This window comes from Streptomyces vastus, assembly GCF_039532825.1.
Taxonomy (GTDB): Bacteria; Actinomycetota; Actinomycetes; order Streptomycetales; family Streptomycetaceae; genus Streptomyces; species Streptomyces vastus.
The window spans coordinates 41,318-62,395 of the sequence record NZ_BAAASJ010000125.1 but is presented as its reverse complement, the minus strand read 5'-3'; the positions used below and the strand labels follow the sequence as shown (position 1 = coordinate 62,395).

The 21,078-nt window shown below is 69.8% G+C and carries 20 protein-coding genes; 15 read left to right on the top strand and 5 right to left on the bottom strand.

Going from position 1 to position 21,078, the window contains the following annotated elements; translation table 11 throughout:
• Nucleotides 1-52: 52 nt before the first annotated feature.
• The 5 genes from ABD357_RS42605 (at nt 53) to ABD357_RS42585 (ending at nt 5,221) form a co-directional block, all read left to right on the top strand.
• Nucleotides 53-424, top strand: coding sequence for a YraN family protein (locus ABD357_RS42605; protein WP_344396994.1), 372 nt, complete (start codon nt 53-55; stop codon nt 422-424).
• Nucleotides 424-2,058 carry a YifB family Mg chelatase-like AAA ATPase gene (locus ABD357_RS42600; RefSeq protein ID WP_344396993.1) on the top strand — a complete coding sequence of 545 codons (1,635 nt, stop codon included), beginning with the start codon at nt 424-426 and terminating at the stop codon, nt 2,056-2,058. Before ABD357_RS42605 ends, ABD357_RS42600 begins: the two co-directional genes overlap by 1 nt.
• Before the next feature lie 16 nt (nt 2,059-2,074).
• Entirely contained in the window at nt 2,075-3,265 is a 1,191-nt protein-coding gene (gene dprA / locus ABD357_RS42595) for a DNA-processing protein DprA (protein WP_425585238.1), read from the top strand.
• Nucleotides 3,266-3,582: 317 nt separating this feature from the next.
• A complete protein-coding gene (gene whiG, locus ABD357_RS42590) occupies nt 3,583-4,419 on the top strand; it encodes an RNA polymerase sigma factor WhiG (protein WP_344396991.1) in 837 nt (278 codons plus the stop codon).
• Nucleotides 4,420-4,663: 244 nt separating this feature from the next.
• Complete coding sequence (locus tag ABD357_RS42585; RefSeq protein ID WP_344397618.1) at nt 4,664-5,221, top strand: TetR/AcrR family transcriptional regulator; 558 nt, start codon at nt 4,664-4,666, stop codon at nt 5,219-5,221.
• 138 nt (nt 5,222-5,359) lie between these two features.
• Here the strand turns inward: ABD357_RS42585 and ABD357_RS42580 are convergent, their stop codons facing one another.
• Nucleotides 5,360-5,950: a M23 family metallopeptidase gene (locus tag ABD357_RS42580; protein ID WP_425585252.1), complete on the bottom strand. Its 591-nt coding sequence runs from the start codon at nt 5,948-5,950 to the stop codon at nt 5,360-5,362.
• Nucleotides 5,951-6,310: 360 nt separating this feature from the next.
• Here ABD357_RS42580 and rpsB point away from each other — a divergent pair, with 360 nt between their 5' ends.
• From rpsB to ABD357_RS42530, 10 genes are all read left to right on the top strand, one after another.
• A complete protein-coding gene (rpsB, locus tag ABD357_RS42575) occupies nt 6,311-7,255 on the top strand; it encodes a 30S ribosomal protein S2 (RefSeq protein ID WP_344396987.1) in 945 nt (314 codons plus the stop codon).
• 190 nt (nt 7,256-7,445) lie between these two features.
• Nucleotides 7,446-8,282, top strand: a complete 837-nt coding sequence (gene tsf, locus ABD357_RS42570; RefSeq protein ID WP_344396986.1) for a translation elongation factor Ts — start codon at nt 7,446-7,448, stop codon at nt 8,280-8,282.
• A 188-nt stretch (nt 8,283-8,470) separates the two neighbouring features.
• Complete coding sequence (gene pyrH / locus ABD357_RS42565; protein ID WP_328768351.1) at nt 8,471-9,241, top strand: UMP kinase; 771 nt, start codon at nt 8,471-8,473, stop codon at nt 9,239-9,241.
• A 155-nt stretch (nt 9,242-9,396) separates the two neighbouring features.
• On the top strand, nt 9,397-9,954 hold the full coding sequence (gene frr, locus ABD357_RS42560) for a ribosome recycling factor (RefSeq protein WP_033321128.1): 558 nt from the start codon (nt 9,397-9,399) through the stop codon (nt 9,952-9,954).
• The gene (locus tag ABD357_RS42555) at nt 9,954-11,087 is read left to right on the top strand and encodes a phosphatidate cytidylyltransferase (RefSeq protein ID WP_344396985.1); all 1,134 of its coding nucleotides are present in this window, start codon (nt 9,954-9,956) and stop codon (nt 11,085-11,087) included. Before frr ends, ABD357_RS42555 begins: the two co-directional genes overlap by 1 nt.
• Nucleotides 11,088-11,188: 101 nt before the next feature.
• The gene (gene rlmN, locus ABD357_RS42550; protein ID WP_344396982.1) at nt 11,189-12,295 is read left to right on the top strand and encodes a dual-specificity RNA methyltransferase RlmN; all 1,107 of its coding nucleotides are present in this window, start codon (nt 11,189-11,191) and stop codon (nt 12,293-12,295) included.
• A 294-nt stretch (nt 12,296-12,589) separates the two neighbouring features.
• Nucleotides 12,590-13,675, top strand: coding sequence for a thiamine ABC transporter substrate-binding protein (locus ABD357_RS42545; RefSeq protein WP_344396981.1), 1,086 nt, complete (start codon nt 12,590-12,592; stop codon nt 13,673-13,675).
• The gene (locus ABD357_RS42540) at nt 13,651-15,333 is read left to right on the top strand and encodes an ABC transporter permease (protein ID WP_344396980.1); all 1,683 of its coding nucleotides are present in this window, start codon (nt 13,651-13,653) and stop codon (nt 15,331-15,333) included. The genes ABD357_RS42545 and ABD357_RS42540 overlap by 25 nt, the downstream gene beginning before the upstream one ends.
• Nucleotides 15,334-15,389: 56 nt before the next feature.
• The gene (locus ABD357_RS42535) at nt 15,390-16,421 is read left to right on the top strand and encodes an ABC transporter ATP-binding protein (RefSeq protein WP_344397616.1); all 1,032 of its coding nucleotides are present in this window, start codon (nt 15,390-15,392) and stop codon (nt 16,419-16,421) included.
• Between the two features lie 10 nt (nt 16,422-16,431).
• A complete protein-coding gene (locus tag ABD357_RS42530; protein ID WP_344396979.1) occupies nt 16,432-17,235 on the top strand; it encodes a maleylpyruvate isomerase family mycothiol-dependent enzyme in 804 nt (267 codons plus the stop codon).
• Nucleotides 17,236-17,267: 32 nt separating this feature from the next.
• Here the strand turns inward: ABD357_RS42530 and ABD357_RS42525 are convergent, their stop codons facing one another.
• The 4 genes from ABD357_RS42525 to ABD357_RS42510 form a co-directional block, all read right to left on the bottom strand.
• Nucleotides 17,268-18,401: an LOG family protein gene (locus ABD357_RS42525; RefSeq protein ID WP_344396977.1), complete on the bottom strand. Its 1,134-nt coding sequence runs from the start codon at nt 18,399-18,401 to the stop codon at nt 17,268-17,270.
• A 48-nt stretch (nt 18,402-18,449) separates the two neighbouring features.
• The gene (locus tag ABD357_RS42520) at nt 18,450-18,857 is read right to left on the bottom strand and encodes a VOC family protein (RefSeq protein WP_344396976.1); all 408 of its coding nucleotides are present in this window, start codon (nt 18,855-18,857) and stop codon (nt 18,450-18,452) included.
• A gap of 102 nt (nt 18,858-18,959) precedes the next feature.
• Nucleotides 18,960-20,210 (bottom strand): hypothetical protein, encoded by a 1,251-nt coding sequence (locus tag ABD357_RS42515; protein WP_344396975.1) that lies wholly within the window; start codon nt 20,208-20,210, stop codon nt 18,960-18,962.
• Nucleotides 20,192-20,935 carry an ABC transporter ATP-binding protein gene (locus tag ABD357_RS42510; protein ID WP_344396973.1) on the bottom strand — a complete coding sequence of 248 codons (744 nt, stop codon included), beginning with the start codon at nt 20,933-20,935 and terminating at the stop codon, nt 20,192-20,194. Before ABD357_RS42510 ends, ABD357_RS42515 begins: the two co-directional genes overlap by 19 nt.
• Nucleotides 20,936-21,078 lie beyond the last annotated feature (143 nt).

Genomic DNA, 21,078 nt, shown 5'->3' with positions numbered 1-21,078 from the left:
TCCAATAGCTTGCTGAGCTGCCCTCATCGTTGGCGCCGGAGGTGGTGCCGACATGAACGCACGCAATGCACGCGGCGCGCTCGGCCAGTACGGCGAAGACCTGGCCGCGCGGCGGCTGGGCGAGGCCGGGATGACGGTCCTGGAGCGCAACTGGCGCTGTGGCAGGACCGGTGAGATCGACATCGTGGCCCGGGACGGCGATGCGGTGGTCGTCTGCGAGGTCAAGACCCGCCGGGCCGGTGCCTTCGAGCACCCGATGGCCGCCATTACGCCCCTCAAGGCGGCGCGACTGCGAGGCCTGGCCGAGCGCTGGGTGCAGGAACACGGAGGGGCGCCACCCGGCGGCGTACGGATCGATGTCGTCGGCGTCCTCCTCCCCGACCGCGGCGCGCCCGTCGTCGAGCATGTTCGGGGGGTGGCCTGATGGGTTTCGCCCGTACCTGCTCGGTGGCGCTGGTCGGCGTGGAGGGCGTCGTCGTCGAGGTCCAGGCGGACCTGGAGCCGGGGATCGCGGCGTTCACGCTGGTGGGGCTGCCTGACAAGAGCCTGACCGAGAGCCGTGACCGAGTCAGGGCGGCCGTGGTCAACTCCGGCGGCGAGTGGCCCCAGAAGAAGCTCACGGTGGGACTCAGCCCGGCGTCGGTGCCGAAGGGCGGCAGTGGGTTCGATCTTGCGGTCGCTTGCGCCGTACTGGGAGCCTCCGAGCGGATCGACCCACGGGTTCTCACCGACATCGTGATGATCGGGGAGCTGGGCCTGGACGGCCGGGTGCGGCCGGTACGGGGCGTGCTGCCCGCGGTACTGGCGGCGGCGGACGCCGGATACGAACAAGTGGTGGTGCCCGAGTGCGCCGCTGCCGAGGCTTCGTTGGTGCCCGGCGTCTCGGTGCTCGGCGTCCGCAGCCTGCGCCAGCTGATCGCCGTCCTCACGGACGAGCCCGTGCCCGAAGAGGAAGCGGACGAACAGGGGCGCCCCGACCCGCTCCTCGCGGGTCTGCGCATGCCGGGTACACACGCCGCATCCGGCATGCACAGCATGGGCGCCGCCCAGCACGATCATGACCATGACCTCGCCGATGTCGTCGGCCAGACCTCGGCGCGGACGGCGGTGGAGATCGCCGCGGCCGGCGGACACCATCTGTTCCTGGAAGGCCCGCCAGGTGCAGGCAAGACGATGCTCGCCGAGCGGCTGCCTGCCATCCTGCCGCGGCTGGGCAGGGAGGATTCCCTTGAGGTCACGGCGGTCCACTCCGTCGCGGGCCTGCTCCCTCCGGGGAATCCGCTCATCGACCTCCCGCCCTACTGCGCGCCCCACCACTCGGCGACGATGCAGTCCCTGGTCGGTGGCGGCCAGGGAATCGCACGACCCGGCGCGGTGTCGCTGTCACACCGCGGGGTTCTTTTTCTGGACGAAACCCCAGAATTCAGCAGCCGGGCGCTGGACGCGCTGCGCCAGCCTTTGGAGGCCGGACACATCGTGATCGCGCGCACCGCAGGTGTCGTGCGCTTCCCGGCGAGATTCCTGATGGTGCTCGCGGCGAATCCATGCCCCTGTGGCCGCTTCTCGCAGCTGCCGCAGGCGGGTAGCTCGTGCGAGTGCTCTACTCCGATGATCCGCCGGTACCAGGCCAGGCTCTCCGGTCCGCTGCTCGACCGGGTCGACCTGAGGGTCGAGGTGGACCGCGTCACGCGCTCGGCGTTGATCGACGCAGGCATGCGGGGCGAATCCACCTCGACAGTCGCCGAGCGGGTACGAGCGGCCAGGGAGCGCGCGGTCGCCCGCCTGACAGACACACCTTGGCGGACGAACAGCGAGGTCCCCGGAAGCGAACTACGCAGCCGGTGGTACGCGTCGATCGGTGCCATGGACGAAGCCGAACGGTGCCTGGAGCGCGGCCTCCTCACCGCCCGCGGCCTAGATCGCGTCCTGCGCGTGGCCTGGACCGTCGCGGACCTCGTCGGCCACGACCGGCCCGAGGCCACGGACGTCGCCCTCGCCCTGCAACTGCGCACAGGGGTGCCGCGGGGAGTGCCCATGGCGATCGGAGCCATGTCGTGAGCGGGGTGATGAGCGCGTGAGCGCGGACAACGAGGGCAGGAGCGGGGACGGCGACCGGGTGATCAGGGGCGAAGAGAGGCTCCACCGGGTTTTCCTCGCCCGCGTCATCGAGCCCGGGGACGAGGTCTGCGGGCGCTGGCTCCGGCGGCTCGGACCCGACGAGGTGGTGCGCCGCCTCTTCGGACAAGGGGAACAGCTGCCGGGGGTGACGGACAAACGGTGGGCGGGCCTGCGGGCCAGGGCACAGCGGGCGGATCCGGAGCGGGACCTGGCGGCGGCGCGGGATGTCGGGATGCGGTTCGTGTGTCCAGGGGACCCCGAGTGGTCGGCGCAACTCGACGACCTGGGGGACGCACGGCCCATCGGACTGTGGGTGCGAGGGCGGCCCAACCTGCGGATATGGGCGCTGCGGTCCGTCGCGGTCGTGGGCGCCCGGGCCTGCACCGAGTACGGCGCCCATATGGCGGCCATCCTCGGCGCGGGGCTCGCGGAGCGGGGCTGGGTCGTGGTGTCAGGGGGCGCGTACGGAGTCGACGGCGCGGCGCATCGCGGTGCGCTCGGGGCCGGCGGAGCCACCGTCGCCGTGCTCGCCTGCGGGGTCGACCAGCCGTACCCGCGCGGACACACCCAGTTGATCACCAGGATCGCGGAACAGGGCCTGGTCGTCGGCGAGTTGCCACCCGGTGATCACCCGACAGCGAGCAGATTCATCCTCCGCAACAGGGTCATCGCGGCGCTGACCCGCGGCACGGTGGTCGTCGAGGCGGCCTACCGCAGCGGGGCCCTGGTGACCGCGCGTGCCGCACAGCGGTTGGGGCGCTACACGATAGGAGTGCCGGGCCCCGCCACCAGTGGGCTCTCGGCCGGTGTGCACGAACTGCTGCGCGGAGACGCGGTACTCGTCACCGACGCCGCCGAGATCGCCGAGCTGGTCGGCGACATGGGCGACCTGGCGCCGGACCGGCGCGGGCCGGTGCTGCCGCGGGACCTCCTGGACCCGGACGCCCGCCGAGTGCTTGCCGCCCTGCCCGCCCGAGGGACCGCGCCGGCCGAGGAGATCGCCAGAGGTGCCGGGACGACGCCGGACGACGCGGTCGGCAGGCTGTACGAACTCCGGTCACTTGGCTACGTCGAACGACACGGCGACGGCTGGAAGTTGACACGCGAGGCGATGATCCCCGTCCACCCGGATCGGGGGCGATGCTGACCCAGCGTGTTCCTCCGTCCGGGCGACACCCCGATGTCCCTGGCAGTTCCCGCAGTTGGTGCCTCCCGGTGGTCACGTACGGCGACGGACGTGACCCTGGGGGCGCCCAGCGGAACGTATCTGCGCATAGTGGATCCCCCGCTCTTCGCTCACTGCGACTCTCCAGTCACGCTACGCTCACGAGGATTCCGACTCAGACAAGCAACCAGGCAACCCAGACGAACAACTCAGCCGAGCAATCCAGACAAGCACCTCGACTTCGACCGACAGCTCACTCAGGCACCGCCTGTTCACGGCAGAACGGCACAAGACGACGAATGCCCCAGCACACCTCCGGGTCAGACAGGGCGGCTGTTCCCCCCGCTGCCCGCGGCGACGTGCGGCCGCCCGCGCCCTCGACGCTCGACGAGTTGTGGAGGTCGTACAAGGCGACGGGCGACGAGCGGCTGCGCGAGCAGCTGATCCTCCACTACTCGCCGCTGGTGAAATACGTCGCGGGCCGGGTGAGTGTGGGGCTGCCGCCCAATGTGGAGCAGGCGGACTTCGTCTCCTCCGGGGTGTTCGGTCTGATCGACGCGATCGAGAAGTTCGACATCGACAGGGAGATCAAGTTCGAGACGTACGCGATCACCCGGATCCGGGGCGCGATGATCGACGAACTGCGGGCGCTGGACTGGATTCCGCGGTCCGTGCGGCAGAAGGCGCGCAACGTCGAGCGAGCCTATGCGACACTGGAGGCCCGGCTGCGGCGCAGTCCGTCGGAGGGTGAGGTGGCCGACGAACTGGGCATCGGGGTGGACGAACTCCACGCCGTATTCAGCCAGTTGTCGCTGGCAAACGTGGTGGCTCTCGAGGAACTGCTGCACGTCGGCGGCGAGAGCGGTGACCGGCTGAGCCTGATGGACACGCTCGAGGACACCGCGGCCGACAACCCGGTGGAGGTCGCAGAGGACCGCGAGCTGCGGCGATTTCTCGCCCGGGCCATCAACACGCTGCCCGAGCGCGAGAAGACTGTGGTCACGCTGTACTACTACGAGGGCCTCACGCTCGCCGAGATCGGCAACGTACTCGGGGTGACCGAGAGTCGGGTCAGCCAGATCCACACGAAGTCGGTGCTCCAACTGCGGGCGAAGCTGGCGAGCTTCGGACGCTGACGGCTGCTGACCGCTGCTGTTCGCTGCTGTTCGCTGCTGACGGTGGCTGACAGCCGTCGGCCTCCGCCGGCCTCCGTCGGCGTGGCTGAATCGCGGCCCCTGCTCCTCTCCGCTCCCTTCGGTCGGGGCGGCCTGGGCCATCCCCGGCCGAGGAGTCCTGATCAGACCCCGTCATGCGGAGTGACTCCCGGCGCGGGTGGTCCATCCGTACAGTGGAGGCGTGCCAAGGATTCGAGCGGCCTCCGTGGCCGAGCACCGGTCGATGCAGCGAGCCGCCCTGTTGGACGCGGCACGATCATTGCTGTCGCAGGGTGGGACTGAGGCGCTGACGTTCCCCGCGCTTGCCGAGCGCACGGGACTCGCGCGGTCTTCCGTCTATGAGTACTTCCGGTCGCGGGCGGCCGTGGTCGAAGAACTCTGCGCGGTCGACTTCCCGGTATGGGCGGCCGAGGTCGAGGCGGCGATGTCGCAGGCCGAGACGCCCGAGGGCAAGGTCGAGGCGTATGTCCGCCAGCAGCTCGCCCTGGTCGGCGACCGGCGGCACCGGGCCGTCGTCGCCATCTCCGCGAGCGAACTCGACGCGGGCGCGCGCGAAAAGATCCGCGCCGCGCACGGCGGCCTCGTCGCCATGATCGTGGAAGCGCTCGGGGACATGGGCCACGACCAGCCCCGCATGGCCGCCATGCTCCTCCAGGGCATCGTGGACGCTGCCGTACGGCGCATCGAGCTGGGCGCGGCCGAGGATCCGGACGCCATCACCGATGCCGCTGTGGCGATGGCGTTGCGGGGGGTGCGGGGCTGAGGCCCTTCTTGGTTGGTTGGAGGCTGAGTTCGCTTGATTGGAGGGTGAGTTGGCTCTTCCGGGCTTCCCACCCTCCCCCTCCGCCTCTGCGGCAGTACGGTCGACTGGACGCGACGCCAAGCCACGCCGCACTGCTCCCTACGTCGGTGGTCCCTCCGGTACGCCGATGACCGGCAGCAGGCGTGAAGGGCCGCGGCGGAGTAGACCCGGAGGTAGCAGGGAGAGCGGGTCCAGGTAGGTGTCGGCTCGAAGTAGGCCCCAGTGCAGGCAGGATGCCTGGCAGTGGGAGCCCGTGGGTTCCACGACACCGACGATGTCGCCCGGTGCTACCTCGTCTCCCTTCTTCGCTGTCGCGCGCACCGGTTCGTATGTGATGCGCAAGGGGGGATCGCCGGTGCTGCCGAGCTCGATCGAGACGACTCCGCGGCCCGCGACCCTGCCCGCGAAGGAGACATGGCCTGGGGCGATGGCGCGGACGGGCGTGCCCGGTGGCGCCGCGAGGTCCACGCCGCGGTGACCCCGGCCGTACTCCGTCGCCGGCGGATCCCAGCTGCGGGTCACCGGCGGGCGTACTCCCACCGGCCAGGCGCGTCCGACAGCCGGGACCGGGGCATCGGCTCCCGGCACCGCCGGGACCGGCGACCCATCGGCTCCCGGCGCTGGCGGACCGTCCGCGCCTTCGGGGACCGCTGCCTCGGCCGCGGGTAAGGCGATGCCGAGGGCGATCATCGTCAGGCCCAACAGCACGGCCGACCACGTACGAAGACACCGCTGACATCGTCGAACTCGTTGACATCGATCTGCTCGCATGCGAGAACGCTCCCGCGATCCGCGGGCAAAAGTGGATCATGGCCAGGATCTGTGGAGTACTGGGCGGTTGTGGACAGCGGCGTCACCCGGTGCCTCGCGTGTCCCGTACACTTCTGGTGGCGATCCGGGTCACCGGGTCGACTTCGCACGCCCCGACACCGGGCCACCAAAAGCCGGTGTCAGCGCCCCTCGGTCCCTAGTGGCAGGCGCATTGCGGGCGTCAGGCGCGAGTGCCGTCCGGCACTCGCGGCACAACCGAGAACACCAAGGAGTACGGCCATGGCCGTCGTCACGATGCGGGAGCTGCTGGAAAGCGGCGTCCACTTCGGTCACCAGACCCGCCGTTGGAACCCGAAGATGAAGCGATTCATCTTCACCGAGCGCAACGGCATCTACATCATCGACCTGCTCCAGTCGCTGTCGTACATCGACCGCGCCTACGAGTTCGTCAAGGAGACCGTCGCCCACGGCGGCACGGTCATGTTCGTCGGCACGAAGAAGCAGGCGCAGGAGGCCATCGCCGAGCAGGCCACCCGCGTCGGCATGCCTTACGTCAACCAGCGCTGGCTGGGCGGCATGCTCACCAACTTCTCGACCGTCTACAAGCGCCTGCAGCGCCTGAAGGAGCTCGAGCAGATCGACTTCGAGGATGTGGCCGCCTCCGGCCTCACCAAGAAGGAGCTGCTGGTCCTCTCCCGCGAGAAGGCCAAGCTGGAGAAGACCCTCGGCGGTATCCGCGAGATGCAGAAGGTGCCCAGCGCCGTCTGGATCGTGGACACCAAGAAGGAGCACATCGCGGTCGGCGAGGCCCGGAAGCTCAACATCCCGGTCGTCGCCATCCTCGACACCAACTGCGACCCCGACGAGGTCGACTACAAGATCCCGGGCAACGACGACGCGATCCGCTCCGTCACCCTGCTCACCCGAGTGATCGCCGACGCCGTCGCCGAGGGCCTCATCGCCCGCTCCGGTGCCGCCGCCGAGGCCAAGGGTGAGAAGGCCGCCGGCGAGCCTCTCGCCGAGTGGGAGCGCGACCTGCTCGAGGGTGGCGAGAAGAAGGCCGAGGAGGCCACCGCCACCACCGAGGCGCCGGCCCCCGCCGCTGCTGAGGCCCCTGCCGCTGCTGAGGCCCCCGCCGAGGCTGCTGCCGAAGCCCCCGCCGAGGCTGCCGCTGAGGCCCCCGCCGCCGAGGCCGAGAAGCCGGCTGAGGCCGAGCAGGCCTGACCCCGGCGTCGCAGGCCTTGACCCCCGCGTCGTAGGCCTGGCTCCAGCGTCACGGCTCAAGTGACGGCGGGCGGCGCCAGCGCGCCGCCCGCCGTTCACCCGTAGACCGTAGATCTTCGGTGGACGCCCGCCCGATCAGCGGCGGACGCCGACTTCGAGACTTCGAACTCCGAGAAGAGATTCACTGATCATGGCGAACTACACCGCCGCCGACGTCAAGAAGCTCCGCGAGCTCACCGGCGCCGGCATGATGGACTGCAAGAAGGCGCTCGACGAGGCCGACGGCAACGTCGACAAGGCCGTCGAGGCCCTGCGCATCAAGGGCCAGAAGGGCGTCGCCAAGCGCGAGGGCCGCTCCGCCGAGAACGGCGCCGTCGTCTCCCTGATCGCCGACGACAACACCTCCGGTGTCCTCGTCGAGCTCAAGTGCGAGACGGACTTCGTCGCCAAGGGCGAGAAGTTCCAGGCCGCCGCGAACGCGCTCGCCGCGCACGTCGCCGCCACTTCCCCGGCCGACCTCGAGGCGCTGCTCGCCTCCGAGATCGAGCCCGGCAAGACGGTTCAGGCGTACGTCGACGAGGCCAACGCCAACCTGGGCGAGAAGATCGTCCTGGACCGCTTCGCCCAGTTCTCCGGCGAGTACGTCAGCGCGTACATGCACCGCACCATGCCCGACCTGCCCCCGCAGATCGGTGTCCTCGTCGAGCTGGACAAGCCGGACGCCGAGACCGCCAAGGGCATCGCCCAGCACATCGCCGCCTTCGCGCCCAAGTACCTCTCCCGTGAGGACGTTCCGGCCGAGGTCATCGAGAGCGAGCGCCGGGTCGCCGAGGAGACCACGCGTGCCGAGGGCAAGCCCGAGGCCGCCCTGCCGAAGATCGTCGAGGGTCGCGTCAACGCCTTCTTCAAGGACGCCACGCTCCTCGGCCAGCCGTACGCGCTCGACCAGAAGAAGTCCGTCCAGAAGGTCCTGGACGAGGCCGGTGTCACCCTGAAGCGCTTCGTGCGCATCAAGGTCGGCATCTGAGTCCGTACCGCGATACACGCGCGAGCCCGCTAGGGTCGACAGCAGTCGTCCTCGCACGTGGGCACGCGCGCGTGCGTGACGGACGACAGCAGATCTGACGAGGAGGCCATTGCCGCGCATGGGATGAGAACACCCCACCGGCAATGGCCTTCTTCGCATGTGCGACACGTAAAAGAGGCGAGATCTCCATGACCACCACCAAGGCCGACAAGGACGACAAGAGCGATCACGGCAAAGGCGCGGGGCGCTTTCTGCTGAAGCTTTCCGGTGAGGCGTTCGCCGGTGGCGGGGGACTGGGCGTCGACCCCGACGTGGTGCACAAAATCGCCCGCGAGGTGGCCGCAGTTGTCCGCGGTGGTGCCCAGATCGCCGTCGTCATCGGCGGCGGCAACTTCTTCCGCGGTGCCGAGTTGCAGCAGCGCGGCATGGACCGGGCCCGCTCCGACTACATGGGCATGCTCGGTACGGTCATGAACTGCCTCGCCCTCCAGGACTTCCTGGAGAAGGAGGGCATCGACTCGCGTGTGCAGACCGCCATCACCATGGGGCAGGTCGCGGAGCCGTACATCCCGCTGCGTGCCGTACGCCATCTGGAGAAGGGCCGCGTGGTCATCTTCGGCGCCGGTATGGGAATGCCGTACTTCTCCACCGACACCACCGCCGCCCAGCGCGCCCTGGAGATCGACGCCGAAGCCCTGCTGATGGGCAAGAACGGTGTGGACGGGGTCTACGACTCCGACCCGAAGACCAACTCCGAGGCCGTCAAGTTCGACTCGCTCAGCTACGGCGAGGTCATCACCCGCGACCTGAAGGTCGCCGACATGACAGCCATCACGCTCTGCCGGGACAACAAGCTGCCCATCCTGGTCTTCGAGCTTCTGGCGGAGGGCAATATCGCGCGCGCCGTCAAGGGTGAGAAGATCGGCACTCTCGTGGGTGATCAGGGCAGCCGGGCCTGACAGGGGCAGTCCCTGCCAGGAGGACGGACCCTGACCGGGGGATGGACAATGTCCTGCCGGTCGGGAACCGTGCAGTAATAAGACGCGACGCAGCCGGCTGCCGACCCCGACCAGGAACAGCTGCCGGGCCTACTCAAGACACGCAGGAGCAAGTGGTGATCGAAGAGACCCTCCTCGAGGCCGAGGAGAAGATGGAGAAGGCCGTCGTGGTCGCCAAGGAGGACTTCGCCGCGATCCGCACCGGTCGTGCGCACCCGGCGATGTTCAACAAGATCGTGGCCGACTACTACGGCGCACTGACGCCGATCAACCAGCTGGCCTCGTTCTCGGTGCCGGAACCGCGTATGGCCGTGGTGACCCCGTTCGACAAGAGCGCGCTGCGCAACATTGAGCAGGCGATCCGCGACTCCGACCTGGGCGTCAACCCGAGCAACGACGGCAATATCATTCGGGTGGTGTTTCCCGAGCTGACCGAGGAGCGCCGCAGGGACTACATCAAGGTCGCCAAGACCAAGGGCGAGGACGCCAAGGTCTCGATCCGGTCCGTCCGCCGAAAGGCCAAGGACGCCATCGACAAGATGATCAAGGATGGCGAGGTCGGCGAGGACGAGGGCCGCCGTGCGGAGAAGGAGCTCGACGACACCACCGCGAAGTACGTCGCCCAGGTGGACGAGCTGCTCAAGCACAAGGAATCAGAGCTGCTCGAGGTCTGATGAACGACTCTTCCTGGGGGGCGCCGCCACAAGCCGGGTACTGGGGGCCGCCCGACCAGGGGCCTGCCCAGGGCGCTGCCCCGGCGGGTCCCGCGTACGACGCGCACAACGCCCAGCAGACTCGCCCCATGCCCATCGTGCCCGACGTACCCGCGCATGGCGGAGACCAGGATGACGACCGGGGGGCCGCCTCGGCGGGTGGCCCCCTGTTCCGCGACGAGACGCCGCCGCACCGGGCTCCGTCGCAGCACCAGCCCCAGCCCCAGCAGCAGGAGCCCATGTCCAGCGCCCCACAGCCGGCGTCCGCACCGCAGAAGAAGAACGCGGGCCGCGACCTGGGTGCTGCCATAGGGGTCGGCGTCGCGCTCGGTGCGGTGATCGTCGTGTCGCTGTTCGTCGTCAAGGCCGTCTTCGTCGGCGTCATAGTTGTCGCCGTCGTGGTCGGCCTGTGGGAACTGACCTCGCGGCTCCAGGAGCGCAAGAGCATCAAGGCGCCTCTTGTGCCGCTCGCGCTCGGCGGTGCGGCGATGGTCGTCGCCGGATACGTGCGGGGGGCCGAGGGCGCCTGGGTGGCGATGGCGCTCACCGCTCTCGCCGTACTCGTCTGGCGCATGACGGAACCACCCGAGGGCTACCTCAAGGACGTCACAGCGGGCGTTTTCGCGGCCTTCTACATCCCGTTCCTGGCCACGTTCGTGGCGATGATGCTCACCGCCGACGACGGCGCGCGGCGGGTCCTCACGTTTCTGGCGCTGGCCGTGGTGAGTGACACGGGCGCGTACGCCATCGGCTGGCGCTTCGGCAAGCACAAGCTCGCCCCGCGCATCAGCCCCGGCAAGACCCGCGAGGGCCTGCTCGGCGCGGTCACCTTCGCCATGGCGGCCGGCGCACTGTTCATGCAGTTCCTGATCGAGGACGGCACCTGGTGGCAGGGCCTGCTCATGGGCTTCGCGGTGGCGGTCACCGCCACCCTCGGCGACCTCGGCGAGTCCATGATCAAGCGGGACCTGGGCATCAAGGACATGGGGACGCTACTGCCGGGGCACGGCGGCATCATGGACCGACTGGATTCGCTGCTGCCTACGGCGCCAGTGGTCTGGCTGCTGATGGTGATCTTCGTCGGCTCCGGGTGACCTTTGTGCAGCGCCGCTTTTACCTGCACGTTCATACGTGAGGGGCTCGTTGTCCACAGGTGGCGAGCCCCTCTTCGTATGTCTGCGACACTTGTATGGCCATGCCTAAGCCCGGAGAACTCGTATTCGTCGCCCCCCGCGGAGCCAAGAAGCCGCCGCGGCACCTTGCCGATCTCTCGCCCGCCGAGCGCAAGGAAGCCGTTGCCGCGATCGGTGAGAAGCCGTTTCGTGCCAAGCAGCTCTCGCAGCACTACTTCGCGCGGTACGCGCACGATCCGGAGCAGTGGACCGACATCCCCGCCGGTTCGCGCGGCAAGCTTCAAGAGGCGCTGCTGCCCGAGCTGATGACGGTCGTGCGGCATCTGTCGACCGACCAGGACACGACCCGTAAGACCCTGTGGCGAATGTTCGACGGGACGCTCGTCGAGTCCGTGCTGATGCGCTACCCGGACCGGGTCACCATGTGCATCAGCTCGCAGGCGGGCTGCGGCATGAACTGCCCCTTCTGCGCCACCGGACAGGCCGGGCTCGACCGGAATCTGTCGACCGCCGAGATCGTGCACCAGATCGTCGACGGCATGCGGGCCCTCAGGGACGGCGAGATCCCCGGTGGGCCGGCGCGGCTCAGCAACATCGTCTTCATGGGCATGGGAGAGCCCCTCGCCAACTACAAGCGCGTCGTCGGGGCGATACGGGCACTCACCGACCCCGAGCCGGACGGCCTCGGGCTGTCGCAGCGCGGCATCACCGTATCGACCGTCGGACTGGTCCCCGCCATCCACCGCTTTGCCGACGAGGGCTTCAAGTGCCGGCTCGCCATCTCGCTGCACGCCCCGGACGACGAACTGCGCGACACCCTCGTACCCGTCAACACCCGCTGGAAGGTGCGAGAAGTCCTCGACGCCGGATGGGAGTACGTAGCCAGGTCCGGGCGCCGGCTGTCCATCGAGTACGCGCTGATCCGGGACATCAACGACCAGGCGTGGCGCGGCGACCGGCTCGGGCGGCTGCTCAAGGGCAAGCCCGTGCACGTCAACCTGATCCCGCTGAACCCGACGCCCGGCTCCAAGTGGACCGCCTCGCGGCCCGAGGACGAGAAGGCGTTCGTCGAGGCGATCGCCGCGCACGGGGTGCCGGTCACCGTCCGGGACACCCGTGGACAGGAGATCGACGGGGCCTGCGGGCAGCTTGCGGCCACCGAGCGCTGACAGGAGTCAGGGCACGGGCTGATCACAGCGTCCGCCGAGCGGTGGGAACGGGTGGATCAGGCGGTACTCTGACCTTCGTACACACCTTCATACCTGCAAAATCCGACAGGGGAGCGCCACAGCGCTGAGAGTGCGGCACGGCCGCAGACCCTCTGAACCTCGCCCAGGTCATTCTGGGTAGGAAGTTCGGTCTTCACTCGAGCCAGCTGTTGCGCCCTGCCCGGGAGCCTCGGGAGTTCTCCGAGAGTGCCGGGCAGGGCCGCGTCTCTTCTGGTCATCCCCAGGAGGGATCCAGTGAGCACCACCAAGAAGTTCGTGGCCGTGGCCGTCGGGCTCGGTCTGGTCACGCTGTCCGCTTGCACGTCGTCCGGCTCCGGGGACGGGGAAGGGGCCTCGGAGTCCAAGACCGTCACCCTCGTCAGCCATGACTCGTGGGCCGCGTCCAAGAGCGTGATCAGCGACTTCGAGAAGCAGTCCGGCTACCGGGTGAAGGTCCTCAAGGACGGGGACGCAGGCCAGGCCCTCAACAAGGCGATCCTCACCAAGGACAACCCGCAGGGCGATGTCCTCTTCGGCGTCGACAACACCCTGCTGTCCCGGGCGTTCGACAACGACCTGTTCCAGTCGTACGAGGCCAAGGACTCCGATCTGCTGCCCCCGGAGTACCGGATCGACCAGCAGAAGAAGCGGGTCACGCCCATCGACTTCGGCGACATCTGCGTCAACTACGACAAGGCCTACTTCGAAGAGAAGGCCCTGACCCCGCCGGAGTCCTTCGACGACCTCGTCAAGCCCGAGTACAAGGACCTCCTCGTCACCGAGAACGCCTCCACCTCCTCGCCCGGCCTCGGCTTCCTGCTGGGCACCGCGGCAAAATACGGCGACGACGGTTGGCAGGACTACTGGAAGAAGCTCAAGGCCAACGGCGTGAAGGTCGTCGACGGCTGGGAGCAGGCCTACAACGAGGAGTTCTCCGGGTCCGCCGGCGGCAAGAAGGCGAAGGGGGACCGGCCACTCGTCGTCTCCTACGCCTCCTCTCCGCCCGCCGAGGTCGTCTTCGCCGACCCCAAGCCGGACACCGCACCGACCGGCGTCGCCTACGGCACCTGCTTCCGGCAGATCGAGTACGCGGGACTGCTCAGCAACGCCAAGAACGCCAAGGGCGGCAAGGCCCTCATCGACTTCCTCATCTCGAAGAAGTTCCAGGCCGACATGCCGCTCAACATGTTCGTGTACCCGATGCGCGAGGACGCGCAGATCCCCGAGGAGTTCACGAAGTACGGCGCCCCGGCGGAGGACTCCGAGGTCATGGCGCCCAAGGAGATCGCCAAGAACCGTGACCAGTGGGTCAAGTCGTGGACGTCGCTCGTACTGAAGTAAGGGCCGGACGCCCCAGGACACCGGCTCCCGGGAAGAGCGCGGCGCGGTTCGCCCTGTTGGTCGTGCCCGTCGTGTTCTTCGCGCTCTTCTTCGCCTACCCCGTCGCCGCGATCGTGGCCCGTGGCCTCAAGGTCGACGGGGCCTGGCAGTTGGGGCGGGTCGGTGAGGTGCTCGCCCAGTCCGACATCCGGCATGTCCTGTGGTTCACGACCTGGCAGGCGCTTGTCTCGACCGCTCTCACACTGCTGATCGCGCTCCCCGGCGCATACGTCTTCGCGCGCTTCGATTTCAGGGGCAAGCAGGTGCTGCGGGCTGTCATCACCGTCCCGTTCGTGCTGCCGACGGTCGTCGTCGGGACTGCCTTCCTGGCGTTGGTCGGGCGCGGTGGACTCCTCGACGAGCTGTGGGGTGTACGCCTCGACACCACCGTCTGGGCCATCCTGCTCGCGCACGTCTTCTTCAACTACGCCGTCGTCGTACGCACGGTCGGCGGCCTCTGGTCGCAACTCGACCCGCGTCAGGAGGAGGCCGCGCGGGTCCTCGGCGCCTCACGGCTCGCTGCCTGGCGCAAGGTCACGCTGCCCGCGCTGGGCCCGGCCGTGGCCGCCGCCGCGCTGATGGTCTTCCTCTTCACCTTCACCTCCTTCGGTGTGGTGCAGATCCTCGGCGGTCCCACCTTCGCCACCCTCGAAGTCGAGATCTACCGGCAGACCTCGGAGATCTTCGACCTCTCCACGGCTGCGGTGCTCACCATGATCCAGTTCGTGGCCGTGGGGGCGGTTCTCGCGGTCCACGCGTGGACGGTACGCCGCCGGGAGACGGCTCTGCGCCTGGTCGACGCCTCCGTGACCGCGCGACGGCCGCGCGGCGCCGGGCAGTGGACGCTGCTCGCCGCCGTCCTCGGCACCGCCGCTGTACTGCTCGTACTGCCACTGGCGGTGCTGGTCCAACGCTCGCTGGACATCCCCGGATTCGCGTACTACAAGGCGCTGACCAGCGATGAGAGCGGCGTCTTCCTCGTTCCGCCCATCGATGCCGTCGGCAATTCACTCCGGTACGCCCTCGCCGCCACCGCCCTCGCCCTGCTGATCGGCGGTCTCGCGGCCGCCGCGCTCACCCGCCGTGACGCCGGCCGTCTCGTACGGGGCTTCGACGCGTTGCTCATGCTCCCGCTCGGCGTGTCCGCGGTGACCGTCGGCTTCGGTTTCCTGATCGCGCTCGACGAGCCGCCGCTGGACCTGAGGAGCAGCTGGATCCTGGTGCCGCTCGCCCAGGCGCTGGTCGGCGTCCCCTTCGTCGTACGCACCATGCTGCCCGTCCTGAGGGCCGTGGACGTACGGCTGCGTGAGGCGGCGGCCGTGCTCGGAGCATCGCCATGGCGGGTGTGGCGCGAGGTCGATCTGCCGATGGTGCGCCGGGCCCTGCTGATCGCGGCCGGGTTCGCCTTCGCCGTGTCGCTCGGCGAGTTCGGCGCGACGGTCTTCATCGCCCGGCCCGACAACCCGACCCTGCCGGTCGCCGTGGCCCGGCTCCTCGGGCGCGCCGGCGAGCTCAACTACGGCCAGGCGATGGCCCTTTCGACGATCTTGATGGTGGTGTGCGCGGTGGCGCTGCTCCTGCTCGAACGCATCCGCACCGACCGGACGGGGGAGTTCTGACGATGCTCAAGCGCGATGCGATCCACAAGCGGGACGCGAAGCTCATGCAGGAACCGATGCTCACGCTCGATGAAGCGACCGTACGGTTCGGGAGGCGACCCGCCCTCGATGCCGTCGGCCTCGACGTCGCCGAGCACGAGATCGTGTGTGTGCTCGGGCCCAGCGGCAGCGGCAAGTCGACGCTGCTGCGGGTGGTCGCGGGGCTGCAGCCGCTCGACTCCGGGTGGGTGTTCCTGGACGGCCGCGATCTCGGCGGTGTCCCCGCGCACAAGCGGGGTGTCGGCCTGATGTTCCAGGACCACCAGCTCTTCCCACAGCGCGATGTGGGCGGCAACGTGGCCTTCGGCTTGCGCATGCACGGCGCGTCGAAGGCACAACAGGACGTACGGGTACGGGAGTTGTTGGAGCTCGTCGGCCTGCCGGGTGCCGCATCCAGGGCCGTCGCCTCCCTCTCCGGGGGCGAGCAGCAGCGCGTGGCCCTCGCCCGCGCGCTCGCCCCGCGCCCCCGGCTGCTCATGCTCGACGAACCGCTCGGCCAGCTCGACCGCTCCCTGCGCGAGCGGCTCGTGGTCGAACTCCGCGAACTCTTCGGCGAGTTGGGCACCACCGTGCTCGCGGTCACCCACGACCAGGGCGAGGCGTTCGCGCTCGCCGACCGGGTCGTGGTGATGCGCGACGGGCGGATCGCCCAGTCCGGTACGCCACTTGAGGTGTGGCAGCGGCCGGCGGACGAGTTCGTGGCCCGCTTCCTCGGCTTCGAGAACGTGGCCGACGCGAGTGTCAGCGGGGAGGCCGCGGACACGCCGTGGGGCAAGGTCCCGGTGCCCGACGGTGCCCCCCAGGGCGAGGTCACGCTGCTGATCAGGCCCGCGGGCGTACGGCTCGTGCCGTCGGCGGAGGGACTGCGCTGCACGGTCGCGGCGCGCACGTTCCGCGGCACGCATGTCTCCGTACATCTGCAGCCGGAGGGCGCGCCGCGCCTGGAGGCGGCGTGCGCACTGCGGGATGCGCCGGAGCCCGGGGACGAGGTCGGGGTGGCCTTCGACTCGGCGGAAATTGTCGTGCTGGACCAGGAGCCGGAGACCTAGGGTGCCGGGCATGACGCTACTCGGAGTCGACCTCGGGTATGACCGCTACTGCGACGAAATCGTCGCGCAGACCGAGTTGTTGAGGAAGCACTTGAACGGCGCCGATCTCGCCGTGACCGTGCCGACCTGTCCGGACTGGACGCTTCGGGAACTCGCCGTGCACGTGGGCGGCGCACACCGCTGGGTCGAGCACATCGTGCGGACGAGGGCGACCGAGGAGGTCCCGGAAGCGCAGGTGTCCGGCTTTGCGGGGCCCGAGGGCGACGACCCCGCCTCCCTCGACGCCTGGCTGGCCGAGGGCGCAGAGAAGACCTCCGCGACCCTTCGCGCCGCCGGGCCCGAAGCCGCCGCCTGGACCTGGTCCTGGGAGCGGACAGCCGGTTTCTGGGCGCGGCGTATGACGCTGGAGACGGTGATCCACCGGGCGGACGCGGCGATCGCGGCGAGTGCGCGATACGAGGTCGCGCCGGAGCTGGCCGCCGACGCGATCGACGAGTGGCTGCAGATCGTCAAGTACGCGCAGCACGTGATGCCGCAACACGCGGCGAGTGAGCTGCGCGGGCCGCGCCGCAGCATCCACCTCCACGCGACCGACACCCCGGCCGAGTTGAACGCCGAGTGGTTCATCGTGCTCACCGAGGACGGTGTGACCTGGCGCCGCGGCCACGAGAAGGCGACGGTCGCGCTGCGCGGGCCGCTCACCGAGGTGCTGCTCGCCTTCTATCGCCGACTCCCGCTGGACGGCGGGCAGTTGGAGGTCCTGGGCGAACCGGGGCTGCTGGGGTTCTGGCTGGAGCGGGCCACGTTCGAATGACAGGTGCGGCCCGCCCTGGCCCGCCCTCGGCTTCAGCCGACGGTTGTCCGAGCCAGCCGGACCAATGCCTCCGGTGCTTCCTCGACGTGGTCCACGAGGGCGATCCGTGGCTCCATCGAGCGGTTCCTGGCCAGCGCCTGGAGCAGCGGCCAGACCGGCAGCCGCTCCGTCCAGTGGACGCGGTCGACCAGGACCATGGGGGTGGGCTCGCCGCGCGACTCGTAGTAGTTCGGCGTCGCGTTGTCGAAGACCTCCTGTACGGTTCCGGCGGCGCCCGGCAGGAAGACGACGCCCGCGTTCGAGCGGGCCAGCAGGCCGTCCTCGCGGGTCGCGTTGGCGAAGTACTTGGCGATGTGGGAGGCGAAGGCGTTCGGCGGCTCATGGCCGTAGAACCAGGTGGGGATCCCGACCGAGTGGTTGCCCTTCGGCCAGCGCTCGCGCACCTCGAAGGCGCACCGTGCCCAGTCGGTGATCGAGGGCGTGAACGAGGGTGCTTTACCGAGGAGTTGGCAGGCATCCTCCAGCATCGCGTCGTCGTACGGCGCCGCGTAAGCGCCCAGGTTCGCGGCCTCCATGGCTCCCGGGCCGCCGCCCGTCGCCACTGTGAAACCGGCCCGTGCCAGCGCGCCCCCGAGCCGCGCGGCGCGCTCGTACCCCTGAGTGCCGCGGGCCATCGCGTGGCCGCCCATCACGCCCACCACCCGTGTCCCGCGCAGGAGTTCGTCGAGGGCGTCGGAGACGGAGTCGTCGTGGACGGAGCGCAGCATCGACGCGTAGACGTCGCCATCGGCCTTGGTCCGCTGGAACCAGGCGTAGGCGAGGGCGTCCGGCGTCTGCTCGTAGCCCTTGTCGAGCGAGGCGAACAGCTCGCCGGGCGTGTAGACATGACCGCGGTACGGGTCGAACGGCAGGTCCGGGACCGGCGGGAAGACCAGGGCGCCGGCGGCGCGGACCTTCGCCGCCGCCTCCTCCCGCATCGGGCAGCCGAGGAAGACGGCGCCCGCGGTGTCGGTGGTGAGCAACTCCCGCGTACGGTCCGTCAGATCAACGGCCTGGACGCGGAATCCGGCGAGAGTGCCGCGAGCGGAGACGATCGCGTCGAACTCTTCGAGGGTCTCGATCTCGTTGTCTTGGTGGTGGGCCGCATGGGCGGGCATAGTCTGCACCCGCCCATGCTAGGAGTGGCCGCGTAAGCAACGCGTTGCGCCTGGACCTCAGCCCTCGACGGCCGCCGGGTCCATCCACATGATCTCCCAGGTGTGGCCGTCCGGGTCGTCGAAGGCGCGGCCGTACATGAAGCCGTGGTCCTGCGTCTCGCCCGACGGCGACCCGCCCGCCGCAAGCGCCCTCTCGACCAGCTCGTCGACCTTCTCGCGGCTCTCGGCGCTCAGACACAGCAGCACCTCGCTGGTCTTCGTCGAGTCCGCGATCTCCTTGTTCGTGAAGTCCGCGTAGCGCTGCTTCGTCATGATCATCGCGACGATCGTGTCGCTGATGACGATGCTCGCGCAGTTCTCGTCGGAGAACTGCTTGTTGATCTCGTAGCCGAGCTCCGTGAAGAACTTCTTCGAGGCGTCGAGGTCGTTGACGGCTAGGTTCACGAAGATCATCTGCTGGTACATGGCGGTCTCTCCCGTTTTGTGCGCTGAAGTGTTGTTCGCAGGGTTAGACCAGAGCCTCGCCGAAAACTCATCGGCTGTCCCGAACTTTTTTCGTACGGAGGATCAGTCGGTCAGCGGCACTGCCGCCAGCCCTGCGATCGCCCAGGTCAGCGGGCCGAGTACGGCGAGCAGCGCGCCCGCGCGGAGTGCGGCGGCGCCGCGCAGCAGGGTGGCGGGCGCGCCGAGCCCGAGCAGTGCCGCCGTGGTGTCGGTACGGTCCTGCCTGGCCTCGACCGCGGCCGTCAGCAGCGTCCCGACGGCGCAGCCCGCCACGAGCAGCACGCCCAGCACGGTGAGCGGCCCGATCTCGGGGCGCGCGTCGGCATACAGCGCGGCCATGGCGTACGCCCCCGATGTCACCGCGCACACCACGCCGAGCGGTCGGCCGATGCGCCCCGCCTCCTCCATGAGGATGCGCCCGGCCAGCAGCCGCACCGCGCCCGGCCGCACCGCCAGGAGCAGCCGGCCGCTCAGGTGGGTCAGCGCGGGCCCCGCCATCGCCAGGCCCAGCGTGGTGAGTGCCCAGCCGAGGAGCACACCGGCGGAGCCGCCCGCGTGAAGGCCGGGCAGGGCGGGACCGGACGCGGGGCCGCTGCGACTCGCGTACGTCTCGACGGCGAGCCCGGCCGCGAGCACCGCCACGCCCCAGGGCAGGCCGGTGGGAGTGGGGGTGGGAGCGGGGTACGGGTGCTCCGGCGGGCCCGGGTCGTCGGGGTGGGCGTCGCTGCGCGCGGAGCCGCCGGCTTCGGTGGTGCCTGCCTGTCCGCCGCTCCCGTAGGTCGTACGGGCGCCGGACTGCCTGCCTCCGCGTGGGCGCAGGGACAGCGCGCTCCCCAGCGACGCGGCGATCGGCACCAGCGCCAGCAGCGTGAGCGTGGCCGCGAGGGGCAACGGCCGGTTTCCGGCGAGCAGTTCGGCTGCCTCGCCGTCGAAGGGCAGACCGCTCAGATCGCCGCGCAGATGGAGCACGCAGAACAGTGCGACGAGCGAACCGAGCGTGCAGGACACCGCGGTGGAGATCGCCGCCAGCAGCATCAGCCGGCCCGGTCCCAGGCCGATCGCGAAGAGTCCGGGCCGAGGACGGGTGGCCGGGTCGGTACGGGCCACCGCCACCGCGAACTGCACGGTGGCGGCGAGCGGGGCGAGACACCACGCGAGCCGGATGACCGCGCCCGAGGAATCGTGAGGGTGCCCCATCGCGAACCCAAGGGCGCACAGGAGCAGGAAGCCCGTGCCCGCCGACGCCACCGCGACCAGCAATCGGCGCAGTTGCACGGCGGGCCGGGCACCCCGGGCTAGGCGGAGAGCGAGCACGCGGCCCGGCCTTCCGACTCGGTCTCGGCGGCCTCGGGCAGATGGACGGTGTTCACGCGTCGGCCGTCGAGCAGCGACACCCTGCGGTCGGCGAGGGCCGCGGTGTCCGCGTCGTGCGTGGCCAGCACGACCGTGATGCCGTGCGAACGGGCCGCCGTCGTGAGCGTACGCAGGACATTGGCGCGGTCGACGCGGTGCAGTGGCGCGGTCGGCTCGTCGGCGAAGAGCACGGTGGGCGCGGGGACCAGCGCGCGGGCGATGGCGACGCGCTGGCGCTCGGCCTGGAGCAGGGCGTACGGGCGCCGACGGGCACAACCGCCGATGTCGAGGCGCTCCAGCCACTCCAGGGCGGTGGTCTTGGCCTGGCGACGTCCTACGCCGCGCAGCATCAGCGGCAGCGCGGCGTTCTCCCAGGCGTTCAGCTCGGGAACCAGGACGGGCGCCGGGTCGATCCAGCCGAAGCGGTCGCGGCGCAGACGTTCGCGGGCGTGCGGGCCCATGGTGTGCACGGGCGTGCTGTTGAACCAGACCTCCCCCTGCTGCGGCAGGAGTTGTCCGGACAGGCACCTCAGCAGCGTGGTCTTGCCGCTGCCGCGCGGGCCGCCGACGGCGAGGATCTCGCCCACGCGAACCCCGAGCGAGACGCCGCTGAGCGCGGGGGAGCCGTTGTGCTTGACATGCAGAGCACGTGCCCAGAGCACGTCGTTGTCCGGCGGAGCCACCATGGGCGTACACCTCGGTTCGGATCAGAAATGCCGCGGAATCCCCCCGGACTGGGAGGAAGTCCCCCCGTCCGGGGGAACGAAGGCGGAGCCGATCGGTCACTGGGCACGCTAGGGAGTCGGGGCCGGGAGGCCGGACGTACGCG